This window comes from Legionella yabuuchiae (assembly GCF_900640115.1).
GTDB classification, from domain to species: Bacteria; Pseudomonadota; Gammaproteobacteria; order Legionellales; family Legionellaceae; genus Legionella_A; species Legionella_A yabuuchiae.
Map to the genome: position 1 here is coordinate 1 of NZ_CAAAIW010000041.1, position 11,290 is coordinate 11,290.

An 11,290-nucleotide genomic window follows, 5' to 3' on the forward strand; every position below is an offset into this window, starting at 1 on the left:
ATGTTGCCGAAATCAGCGTTCGGATCAGAGTGAAATCACCGTTCGGATAAAACCGAAATGGCCGTTTGAATGTTGCCGTAATCGGCGTTCGGATCAAGCCGAAATACACAGATGAAAAAATATTAAGCAATGCCAACTGTTTATTAAGCTATGCAGAAGTCATTTCCCGAGAGGCTATATTAATTAGTGAAGATGAGCGTAAGTTATATTCAATACCTAAATCTAATATTGAAATGTGGAGAACAGGTTTTTTAATTTGCTGGGCTAAAGGGCTACCTAATTTAAAAATTCCAAATGAAATAATAGCTTTTGACAAAGGTTTCGATAAAGAAAATGAAGCTTTAATAAAACAGTTGGTAACATTAGATCAAAATACTCTTTTTCATGAAGGCTGGTTTAATACAAATGCTTGTAGAGCTCCAAAATTATCTGCTTTGATTGATGGCTATGTTCAGGAAGAAAAGCTTGTAGCTTCTAAAAATAATAGGAATTTTTCGACAGGCAATATTGCCAAATATATTAAGAAAAATTTTGAGATAGTTAACCCAAATGATTCCGATGAAGAAAATTTTGTAAAAAAATTATCAGAAGTTGCAACCATTGAGCCAAAAGGGATTAGCTTAAAAAAAAAGAGCCCCAAACAAAATAATTAAAAATCAGTAAGTTAATCAACGATATTAATTAGCCCCCCTAATTTAGGGGCCCATAGTTATCTAGAATTACTGTCTTTTCATCAACAATAATTCATCTCGAAAGATCACAAACCCCAGTGATTCTATTTAATTTTACGAGGTGACATATGAACAACCAACAAAAAATCCCTTCACTCTATACAGTAAAACAGTTCTGTGAAAAGCATCCAGCTTTTACCCATGGTGGTATTAGACACCATATCTTTCATGCCTCTACAAACGGCTTAGACGACATGAGCGTGATAGTGAGAAATGGCAGGAGAGTATTAATTGATGAAGCTGCTTTCTTTGAGTGGTTAATGAATCAATGAATATAGGATTAGTCGAGGGCCAAAATAAAAACCCAGACAAAGAAGCTATTTCAACAGGGATTAACGCCCACCCAATCAAGAGAAAAGCGTTAATCATCAAACTTTGGATTTTAGGGGGTGACCTCCCCCTTTTGTTAAGGACTTAACATGAAGGATTTTATATCAATTCTAGAAAATACGGTAGTTGCATCAACACAAACTGGAATTGCCACTACTGATAGGTTTGAAAATATTAAAGGCAAGGTTTTGTATAACCTGCTAAAACAACTGCCTTATGGCAATAAAGATGGGAGTCATTTTTTAAGAACCTCTTTAATCACAAATGATGGTCGTTGTATGCCGCGAAATGACGCTAATACTTATAACATGGCCAATCTCATTGTAATTGATTGTGACAAGCGAATTGATGAAGAAGGTTGTGAAATTGAAGGTGCTCCTGATCCTTTAGCTGTTCACCAAACATTAAAAATCATGGGTATAGGACATATCCTTTATGGCTCATATTCCCATTATGCTGGTCAAAAAGGGAATCGATACAGAATTATTCTCGCCACCGATAAGCCATACGGCAGGAATCAGTTACCAGCTACCGTCGAGAAAATGATTATATCTTTAAATCAAAACCTAAAAGGGCACTTGCTGGCTTATGCCAAAGAGAACAATGTGTTTGCTCAAGGCTGGTATTATCCAAGAAAACATTTTGGCTCTAATGTAGATCTCTTGTATTTTGAATATCTAGATGGCTTACCAATTAAGGGGGCTAATTTTCAAAACATACCACCAACTAATCACACTGATCCTAAGAAAAAACATGGGTTAAGTGATCAAAATTCACCAATACAAGCATTTAATGAACAACATCAATTAACCACACTTTTGAGCCAATATGGTTATAAGCGGAAGCTTGTTACAAGTACACAGGAAAAATGGTTATCACCAGAATCATCATCAGGCATTGCTGGAATTACAGTTAGAGATGATAAATTTTTTAGTCATCATAATGATCCGTTTAACGATGGTTACTGGCATGATGCTTTCGACTTGGTGCGCGTTAGAGAAGGATTATCTCTTAAAGATGCTATTACAAAGGCTGCACAAGAATCGATAGCAATTGATGACAGCGCTATATATAAACACAATAAAAAGCCCGTAAATCGGCAAATAAAAAATAACCCACCAAGACAATTACCAGAATCAAGACCATCTGTTATGCCCTTTCAAGCAGAAATGCTGCCTGAAGCAATTAGAGATTATGTTTATGATGTCGCGGATCGCCAACAAAGCTTACCGGATTTTGTTGCGGTCGCAGCAATAGTTGGACTATCAGGACTCTTAGGCCGAAAAGCATCAATATGCCCCAAGCAGCTTGATGATTGGACCGTAACCCCTAATCAGTGGGGAGCAATTATTGGCCGTCCTTCTGCTATGAAGAGTCCAAGCATGAAAGAAGCTATCAAGCCATTAAGACAGTTTGATGTAGATGCTACTCAAGAGTTTGAAGAAAATTTACAAAATTATGAAGAAGAGTGTCAATTAATCGAATTGGAAAAACAGACGGCAAAAATCAAAGCTAAAAACGCTTTAAAAAAAGACGATAGGGAATCAGCTAAAGAGGCGTTAAAAATTTCGGAAAGCTCCTTTATGCCTACCCGTAAAAGACGGGTGGTCAATGATGCTACAGTGGAAAAACTTGGTGAGTTACTAAGAGAAAATCCGAATGGGCTGATATTGGTTCGAGATGAATTATCCGGCTGGTTAGCGAAACTAAACAAGGAAGAGCACCAAACCGACAGAGCCTTTTATCTTGAATGCTTTGATGGCAATGGTTATTACTCTTATGACCGTATTGGGCGTGGAACAATTGTTATTCCGAATTGTACTTTATCTATCATCGGAGGCATTCAACCAAGTAAAATAGCCACACTGGTTCGTGATGCCATCAGAGGAACGGCAGATGATGGATTGATTCAACGTTTTCAACTAGCCATATGGCCAGATGATGTTGGTTGCTGGGAATGGATTGATCGCGCCCCAAATCAACAAGCAAAAGAAAAATATAATGCCGTTTTTGAAATGCTTCATAAACTCAATTTCAACACGGTAGATGATGAGCCTCGTCTTTTCCGATTTACTAATGAAGCTCAAAATTTATTTATTACGTGGATGAAAGAAATTCAAGAGGCGGCACGTGACTCAGATATCCATCCAGCCTTAGAAAGCCATATGCTTAAAATGCCACAAACTATTGCAGGGCTAGCACTACTATTTGAAGTAATTGATGGGGGGCAAGAGGCTGTCGGGGCTACTTCTACAGCTAGAGCATTAGATTGGGCTGACTATTTACTAAGCCATGCTAAACGGCTTTACAGCCTTGCAATGAATCACAGCCTTAACGGAGCAAAGCTTATTCTTGAGCGCAAATCCAAACTAGATAATCCATTTTCCGCAAGAGCTATACATCGAAAAGGTTGGTCTGGCCTTAACCGCATTGAAGATGTATATGATGCCTTAAATTGGCTTATTGATTATGAATATATTGTTGCAGAAACGGTAGCTTCGGTTGATACAAATGGTCGACCTAAAGTTGTTTACCACTGGATTGATTAAGAGAGATTTAACATGGGACGTTGGCTAAAAAAATTAAATGATATGCAAGAAAGTGAACTGACAAAACTGACAAATCCACCTTCTGTCGGTTTTGTCAGTACCAAAGCAGAGGGTTTTCATAAAAAAAATAACAAAGAAATAGATTTGATTAATTTCGTACAGGGCTGCTTGAAGGAACTGGACATCAAACCTCAGCAAGTCATAGACAATCTCCTGTCTATAGAGGATGAGCAAGATATAATCAATAAAAATATTTCGCCCGAATTGTTACGGCTTCATATTGAGCTTTGGCTTAAAGCTGGCAAACCATATTATTCAGGAAAATAAAAGGACTATTTACAATCAAAAAACATGTAATAATTTTAATCAGTAATAATTTTAATCAATTGACACTTTGCATACTAATTAACTATAATATAGATAGCTCATCTACCATGTTGTAGAAGGAGTAACGGTAGCGTCTAATTTCAGATTAGGCGCAGCCAGCCTATCTACTTTCACCGCTATTATAACTTTCATATTCTTTTTGTAACTTTCTTTTGGAATGATCCCTTATAACTGGATAAGCTGTCCAAAAAAGCGTGTAACTTTTTCTTTCAGATAATACGACTAGATACTCAGCTTCTTCAAGCCACAATAGAATCCTTGTTTCTCCTTTGCGCTTATTTTTCCAGATCTTTAAAATACCGTTGTTATGATTATCGATTATAGGTTTTGGCCAAGCTATTCTCTCACATCGGCGCAGATCAGGTGTTCTTTCATTTTCAATCATTCCCTCAGAGATAATATGCCAAAATGTAGCATCTTTGTCATGCTCTTTGGGGTGCCTTTTTACACCGACAGGCGTTCCATTATAAATTGGTTTTGAAGTAATAAAATTCTGAGTATATACACTGTAAAGATGCTCGAGATAACTATCCCAGTTTCCTTTAAAACTGTTTAACTCAATGAGGTCTGGTAGCCATTCTGGATAAGACATTAACAGCCCTCCCAGAAGAACAAGTTGAATTTATCTTCTTTAAATAGGGTGTTCTTATCCAAACTATAGTGTGAGTTTTCTTTTATTTTCTCGATCAAACTCATCTTTGCTTCTGTACGGTCGGTTACATTATGGTAATAAGAAAGCGCCCCTATTAATAAATCTGCTAACTGCAATTGCTCTACTTCATGAGAGTGCGTTATTTGTAGCCGTTCAATTATTTTTTGGGAGAAATCATAATGGCTATTACAAAGTACCTCTCTAAGTTTTCTGACTTTGTTGCCACCCTGTGTATCTTTGATATCAATATATATTCGATAACATAAATCTGGGTTAAGAATGATTTTTAACAAGGTAAAATAAATTTTGTAATACCATTCGTCATGAGTCTGTAGGAATTTTTCATGATCAAGTTTGGTCTTATCTGCAATGACTGCCCTAAAATGCAAATCTGGTTCATCAAAGAAATAATCGATTAATTCTTTATAAAATTCTAGTTTGGCAATAGAAACTTTGTTCCATTTTATCTCTCTATACTGATTACCAAAGTGTTTAGCCTTAATAGCCCTAATTTGATCAGCAGTTTTTTTCGTTTTATCCAAAGGACACCAAATAGCCCCTATAACCATGGATTTCTTACCGTCATTTTCTAAATGGCATGACTCATCACAATAGACATTAATTATTTCGCTCATTTTTCCCATCATTTGGCAGTTTCTTATTATATTTCCTCGCGCGATTACTTTGCCTAATCGCTTCTTTACCTATAGTCGTTTTAGGGCCTGTAGATAAACCACCATGTAATTTACAGCGCCCATTGACCGCTTCGTCTGTCGTCTTATCCCACACAGGGGGTGCTTGGCAAGGCGTTTTTTGCCTTGTTAGTGCCCCACATTTACCTCTTTTTGTTCGTGGTAGTTTAGGTGGGTTAGCTAAAATTGCAAAGCGTAAATTGAAATTTTTATCGAAGTAGTGAGTTGCCATGATTGTTCATCCTCATTATCAATCACTCCAGACCCCATGACGCGCGCGTGTATGGGTGTAACCTTTCATCTTTTAAGTAGATATATGTGGAACCTGTATATTCAAAAGCAAATGGATGATCAGTTAAAAATGAGCACTTGTTAATGGTGCAACGTCTTTATTCAAGAAATAAAAATAAATAACTGGCTTGCTACTATCAGAAAATGCATTTTCAACAATGTAATACTGGCCTATGTTTGAACCTGTGCCTGATAAAGAAATGGGGCCATTGAGACATAAAAAGGATTGATTTTTAAAGTCAATCTTTAACCAAGAGGTATCCGTTGGGTAGAGGACACCTGGTTTGATTTCTGGGTTAACGGACTTATTGATAGCTTTTGTTAAATTAATTTTTTGATTATTTATTAATAAATAAGGCGTCTCATTGCATGTAACCGAACCAAAAATCTTTTTATTAAATTTAATCTCATATTGATTTTCACACTTATCTTCAACTTCAGACTGGTAATACCCATTATTGATCTCTAACAGGCTCACTGATGAGTTCTTAGGCTTTTCATCAATACAAGATCTTAAAACTTCAAAGGGTGGTTCTGCAAACAAAGATTGAATGAAAAATGCACACAAACATCCTGTAACAACTCTAATTATTGACATTGCTTTTTCCTCTTAGCTTTTAAAAATTCTTTGTTAAGTTTCCAAAATATCGTTTTACCATAAGCGGCTGTTGAATCATACTCATGATCGTATGAGCCTAAATCCGTTTTTTTTCGCTTACGTGGTGGTTCATTAATAGAAAATAAGTTATGGTTGGAGCTGGTAAATTTAAATCCATGTCGATATTTGTAATGATGTTTTCCGCTTGTTTTTAAGTCATACCCATCCCAAAAGCATCCTCCATTGGCGTAATCAAAACCATTATTAAGCGCGTTTCTGGCTGCCCGATAAGGTTTCTCAAAATTTTCTTCTATATCCGAGCACATCAGTTTTCTAAAGCGATGGTTACCATCAGAAATAACATATGAAAACGAAGGAAATGCTTTAAGTAATGATGCAACAGATGATTTTCGAGCCGCATTCCTTCTTCTAATAACCGCATAAGCAATACCTGCCATCTCTTCATAATTATCCATAGTCGAAGATTCCCCATAGGCAATAGCAGCTAAAAGCCTTTCTTCAGAAACGCTATCAATTTTTATCCAGCACGAAAAATCAGGCCTTGAGCATGTTTTCTGATCGTTTGATAATGTCCATGAGGCGTTAGGGCAAGAGGGTACTGGAGCCTCGCACCAATGCGCACCCAGTGGAATTTTAAAAGAGCCATCAGCGCAAAGATCGCCACTTTGCACATATACAGCATTCCCAGAGGGATTCACGCAAAATTCTCCACCTGGAATATCGGTTGGCTTCATACCTAATGCTTTACAAACATCTTGCCAAGTATTTTCCATAATATCGCTTCTGCCATTGACAGTGTACCGTTCATCAATCTTGTAATTACTAGTTGTAATTGAATCAATTGTTTCTGAATGTAAGGGAGAATAACTCACCCAAAAACTAAAAAAGATGATCAATCTCTGAAATAAATAATTGCACATAGTGTTTTTTAACTGCCAATGAGCAAATATTTTACATCATCACATTCATAAAAGCGAAATAATAACTGGCTAATATGGGACACTGGTGGGGCACTACGCCATAACAAAGCACGAAAAATGACAATGGAGGAGGACAGACGTATTTACATAACCTTTTGATTTAATTGTTGTTATTGGATGTGGTTGATTATGGTTTATAGTTCGCGTATAACTGTTAATCATTAGGTCGGCGGTTCGAGCCCGTCCCGGGGAGCCAACTCCCACAAGGCTTTTAGCTCAATTCATAAAAACTTCAAATATTGCGTGTCGAAAATGTCATACCACGCCCCATGGGCATACCATTATTTAATGTAACCGGGCGTACGGGGGCATCAATAAAAATATGGCGAATAGCCAGGTCCAAGTTCAATTGTTCGGCTAACCCAACCATATCCTGAGCATCAGCACCTAAACCATGCATCCAAATAATACATGCTTGTGCCTGTTGCGCAGGCTCTTTAACATACGTATTCAACAAATGTCTCCAGAAAAAAGCCAAATTATCGCCAATGTAGGTGCACATGGCAAGGTAACGTACCGGCCTGTTGCAAAAGGTGGTATTTTTTCCTCATTCAATTGATGAAAAGAATATAATAATTAAAATACAAAAAACCAGTCGCTTGATCTTGATAGCCATAGCAGCCATATAGGCTTGTATTTGCACATTATCAACGCCACTGTATTGGGCTCGTGAAAGAGTGTGATAGTTTTTAAGTTCATTCATTACCTCCCTTCAATTTTCCATAATCGCTCTTTCAATTTTTCTTTGAAGATATCAAATTCCATTTGTTTTTTACCTCATTGAAAAGAGCATAATGAATGTGGCGAGAAACAACGCGAACGTCCCTGCCTTTTATTATTGGTGCTTGACAAGATTTTTTAAAAGGACAATCTCTACAATCTTTAACCCTGGTACGATAAGTAATAAAACCGATGGAACGCACTTTGCTTGCATGAAATAGTACATTATTACCACAAACAAAGGTTTTTTTGTCATGACCAAAGTTTATCCCTTGAAAGTATGAACAATTGTTATTACCACTTCTTGTTGTAAATAAGGGTATGAATGCGTGCATTTGATGGTTTTTAAGGAAGGAAAGTATTATTCCAGAACCATAAGCTCTATCAGCTATCACTTCTCTAACGGGGGTAACAATAGTCTGTTTGCAATCCATTAATCATATTTATAAATGGCTGAGAGTCATGTATTTTTTAATTATTGTCTTATGTTAGAAAATAAAGTACAAAGTATAATTTTCAAATTCTTTTTTCAAAAAGGACATTTTCATGAAAAGAATATTTAAGCCCCTTCTCCCGGCTTTGCTTGCTCTTTCTGCCCCATCCACGCATGCCTTTCATTTACCTCCAGGGCAATTGAATCTTTCATTAGGTGGGGCGTATATAGAGCAAGGTCAAGAACAGCTGATTAACATAAACAATACTTTTGGTAACATCTATACGGTCAGCCAACAAAATGACACCGCTTTTCTAGCCAGCGCCGGTTATTTCTTTGATGCATTTTCCAAGCAACCCATAGATATATCCATAGGGGCAAGTGTTTATTATTTAAGTGGGGCAACCGTCACTGGATTGGTTTATCTTGAGCGCACGTTTCCAAATTTATCCTATCAATATAAAACCACTAATGTTCCGGTGTATGCTAATGCCAAAGCCATTTGGAAAGGCCAAAGCGAGCGCTTAGCCCTAGTGCTTGATGCAGGCATTGGCCCCAATTTCATCAAGACCCATGATTATCAGGAGCGCTCGATAGATGGCGGCGTAACCCTTCCCAATCAATCTTTTCATGGGGATACGCAAGTTAAATTAAGTGCCATGGCAGGCCTTGGTCTTCGAGTAAATCAAGTATGGAAAAACACAGCCCTTGAAGTGGGATATAAATACTTTTATTTAAATGAAGGGAAGCTTAATCCAAGGCCGCAGGTTTTAAATCATCTTAAAACTGGACATGCGGATGCACACGCCCTAACCCTCACGCTCATTGCCTAAAAAGGATAAAAGGACATGAAAAAAATCATACTATTAAGTCTATCGCTTATCACTGCCGTAAGCTTTGCAGCCAATACGGGATTGATTTTTGATGTTACCGCAAACAAGCCTAACTTAACCATTCGACCGAATGTGAATTTTTTCTACCCAAGCGCAGGTATTCAAATTACTTCGCCTGGCTTTATGCTGCAAAATCAAGGTCAGGATTGTGCGCTATCTGCCAGCGGATTTTGTCTTTTTGCAGCTAGCCCTGCACAACCAAAAACCTTAACCGTCACAGGCACTGGCCAATTAACCTATAAACTTTGCACCAATGGCGATGCCCCGCTTAATTGTCAAAATTATGCCGCTGATTTTTCGGTTTTCTTAGGAAAAGTCAAGTGCTGGGGCCTCAACTCTTCCGGTGAATTAGGCTTAGGGGATACTAACAACCGTGGTAATGAGCCTGGTGAGATGGGCGATAACCTGCCAACGGTGGATTTAGGGACCGCAAGATTGGCTAAGCAAATTACTACAGGTGGTGATTACACATGCGCTATATTGGATAACGACAGCTTAAAGTGCTGGGGCAGAAACAATAGAGGTCAATTAGGCTTAGGCGATACTATCGACCGTGGTGACGGGCCTGGTGAGATGGGTGATAATTTACCAGCGGTGGATTTAGGCACGGGAAGAACGGTTAAACAAGTAAGTGCAGGAGAGCAGGAGGGTGCACATACGTGCGCCGTGTTGGATAACGATAGCGTAAAGTGCTGGGGCTACAACAATCAAGGTCAATTAGGCTTAGGCGATACTATCAGCCGTGGTGATGGGCCTGGTGAGATGGGCGATAATTTACCAGCGGTGAATTTAGGCACGGGAAGGACGGCTAAACTTGTGGTAGCTTCTGGTTTTTCTTTTTTTACTGGTGGATACTCATGCGCTATATTGGATAACGATAGCGTAAAGTGCTGGGGCAACAACTCTTTCGGTCAATTAGGCTTAGGCGATACTATCAGCCGTGGTGATGAGCCTGGTGAGATGGGTGATAATTTACCAGCGGTGGATTTAGGCACGGGAAGGACGGCTAAACAATTGACGGCAGGAGGGGGCTTTAATTGTACGCTCCTAGATAATGACACGGTTAAGTGCTGGGGCAGAAACACTTCAGGTCAATTAGGCTTAGGCGATACTACCAACCGTGGTGATGGGGCTGGTGAGATGGGCGATAATTTACCAGCGGTGAATTTAGGCACGGGAAAAACCGCAATTAAGCTCCGCGCAGGGGATGCTCATGCTTGCGCTATACTGAACGATAATTCCTTAAAGTGCTGGGGCCTAAACGATAGCGGTCAATTAGGCTTAGGCGATACTATCAACCGTGGTGATGGGCCTGGTGAGATGGGCGATAACCTGCCAACGGTGAATTTAGGCACGGGAAGAACCGCAAAAGATATTTATTTGGGCGACCGGCATACTTGCGCGCTCCTAGATAATGACACGGTTAAGTGCTGGGGCAGAAACACTTCAGGTCAATTAGGCTTAGGCGATACTACCAACCGTGGTGATGGGGCTGGTGAGATGGGCGATAACCTGCCAACGGTAAATTTTGGCTCATCCTTTGTAGTTAAAAAATTCGCCATTGATGGAGGGGATGACGCGTCCTATACTTGCGTATTACTTGAAAATAATTAAGTAAACAAGTGTATAGGGTCGAGGCGAGAATGGATACATTATAAGAAGTAATGTTTCAATAAAAAACCCACCAAGAGCATATTTAAAAAGTTTTTGGTGGGTTTTTTATTGAAAAAATGTAAGCGCTAAACCCAAAGAACTATGCCTCATCGTAACCGCCAAACCAAAGACCTACTTGCCTGGTGTGATGAATGAGCTAAAAAACTATGGGTATAAGTATTTTAAACCACCTTTTTGCCATTTTTCAAAAATAACATGTTTTAAATATTTCCAAAAATCCGGGGCGGATTCTCAGCCATCCACGCATTTTCATGAAAAACATTTGTAAAACTTCTAAAATTCGTAGTTTTTCTGTTCTATTTAAGCTCATCTATAAATCAAAGACGACAACAAGCCGCA

Annotated in this window: 13 protein-coding genes and 1 pseudogene; 6 read left to right on the forward strand and 8 right to left on the reverse strand. The window is 38.6% G+C overall.

Going from position 1 to position 11,290, the window contains the following annotated elements; all coding sequences use genetic code 11:
* The first annotated feature begins 65 nt into the window (after positions 1 to 65).
* The 4 genes from E1O47_RS11505 to E1O47_RS11520 all read left to right on the forward strand — a co-directional run bounded on the left by E1O47_RS11505 (position 66) and on the right by E1O47_RS11520 (position 3,937).
* On the forward strand, positions 66 to 653 hold the full coding sequence (locus E1O47_RS11505) for a hypothetical protein (protein WP_133131405.1): 588 nt from the start codon (positions 66 to 68) through the stop codon (positions 651 to 653).
* Positions 654 to 799: 146 nt separating this feature from the next.
* Complete coding sequence (locus E1O47_RS11510) at positions 800 to 1,003, forward strand: hypothetical protein (RefSeq protein WP_131777383.1); 204 nt, start codon at positions 800 to 802, stop codon at positions 1,001 to 1,003.
* 147 nt (positions 1,004 to 1,150) lie between these two features.
* Positions 1,151 to 3,610 (forward strand): YfjI family protein, encoded by a 2,460-nt coding sequence (locus E1O47_RS11515; RefSeq protein ID WP_133131406.1) that lies wholly within the window; start codon positions 1,151 to 1,153, stop codon positions 3,608 to 3,610.
* Between the two features lie 12 nt (positions 3,611 to 3,622).
* A complete protein-coding gene (locus E1O47_RS11520; protein ID WP_133131407.1) occupies positions 3,623 to 3,937 on the forward strand; it encodes a hypothetical protein in 315 nt (104 codons plus the stop codon).
* Between the two features lie 160 nt (positions 3,938 to 4,097).
* On the opposite strand, the gene E1O47_RS11525 is transcribed toward E1O47_RS11520, so the two are convergent.
* From E1O47_RS11525 to E1O47_RS11555, 8 genes and pseudogenes are all read right to left on the reverse strand, one after another.
* The gene (locus tag E1O47_RS11525; protein WP_133131408.1) at positions 4,098 to 4,589 is read right to left on the reverse strand and encodes a hypothetical protein; all 492 of its coding nucleotides are present in this window, start codon (positions 4,587 to 4,589) and stop codon (positions 4,098 to 4,100) included.
* Positions 4,589 to 5,284: a DUF3800 domain-containing protein gene (locus E1O47_RS11530; protein WP_133131409.1), complete on the reverse strand. Its 696-nt coding sequence runs from the start codon at positions 5,282 to 5,284 to the stop codon at positions 4,589 to 4,591. Before E1O47_RS11530 ends, E1O47_RS11525 begins: the two co-directional genes overlap by 1 nt.
* Positions 5,268 to 5,573 carry an HGGxSTG domain-containing protein gene (locus E1O47_RS12435; RefSeq protein WP_207384322.1) on the reverse strand — a complete coding sequence of 102 codons (306 nt, stop codon included), beginning with the start codon at positions 5,571 to 5,573 and terminating at the stop codon, positions 5,268 to 5,270. Before E1O47_RS12435 ends, E1O47_RS11530 begins: the two co-directional genes overlap by 17 nt.
* Before the next feature lie 123 nt (positions 5,574 to 5,696).
* Positions 5,697 to 6,230, reverse strand: coding sequence for a hypothetical protein (locus E1O47_RS11540; RefSeq protein ID WP_133131410.1), 534 nt, complete (start codon positions 6,228 to 6,230; stop codon positions 5,697 to 5,699).
* The gene (locus E1O47_RS11545; protein WP_133131411.1) at positions 6,221 to 7,024 is read right to left on the reverse strand and encodes a hypothetical protein; all 804 of its coding nucleotides are present in this window, start codon (positions 7,022 to 7,024) and stop codon (positions 6,221 to 6,223) included. The genes E1O47_RS11540 and E1O47_RS11545 overlap by 10 nt, the downstream gene beginning before the upstream one ends.
* A gap of 455 nt (positions 7,025 to 7,479) precedes the next feature.
* Positions 7,480 to 7,631, reverse strand: a pseudogene (locus E1O47_RS12550) (carboxylesterase); the annotation flags it as partial.
* A 147-nt stretch (positions 7,632 to 7,778) separates the two neighbouring features.
* Positions 7,779 to 7,934, reverse strand: a complete 156-nt coding sequence (locus E1O47_RS12325) for a hypothetical protein (protein ID WP_165475116.1) — start codon at positions 7,932 to 7,934, stop codon at positions 7,779 to 7,781.
* 31 nt (positions 7,935 to 7,965) lie between these two features.
* A complete protein-coding gene (locus E1O47_RS11555) occupies positions 7,966 to 8,385 on the reverse strand; it encodes a hypothetical protein (RefSeq protein ID WP_133131412.1) in 420 nt (139 codons plus the stop codon).
* Between the two features lie 112 nt (positions 8,386 to 8,497).
* Between E1O47_RS11555 and E1O47_RS11560 the strand changes: the two genes are divergently transcribed.
* Both E1O47_RS11560 and E1O47_RS11565 read left to right on the forward strand, forming a co-directional pair.
* The gene (locus E1O47_RS11560) at positions 8,498 to 9,217 is read left to right on the forward strand and encodes a hypothetical protein (protein ID WP_133131413.1); all 720 of its coding nucleotides are present in this window, start codon (positions 8,498 to 8,500) and stop codon (positions 9,215 to 9,217) included.
* 15 nt (positions 9,218 to 9,232) lie between these two features.
* The gene (locus tag E1O47_RS11565; protein WP_133131414.1) at positions 9,233 to 10,891 is read left to right on the forward strand and encodes an RCC1 domain-containing protein; all 1,659 of its coding nucleotides are present in this window, start codon (positions 9,233 to 9,235) and stop codon (positions 10,889 to 10,891) included.
* Positions 10,892 to 11,290: the final 399 nt, after the last annotated feature.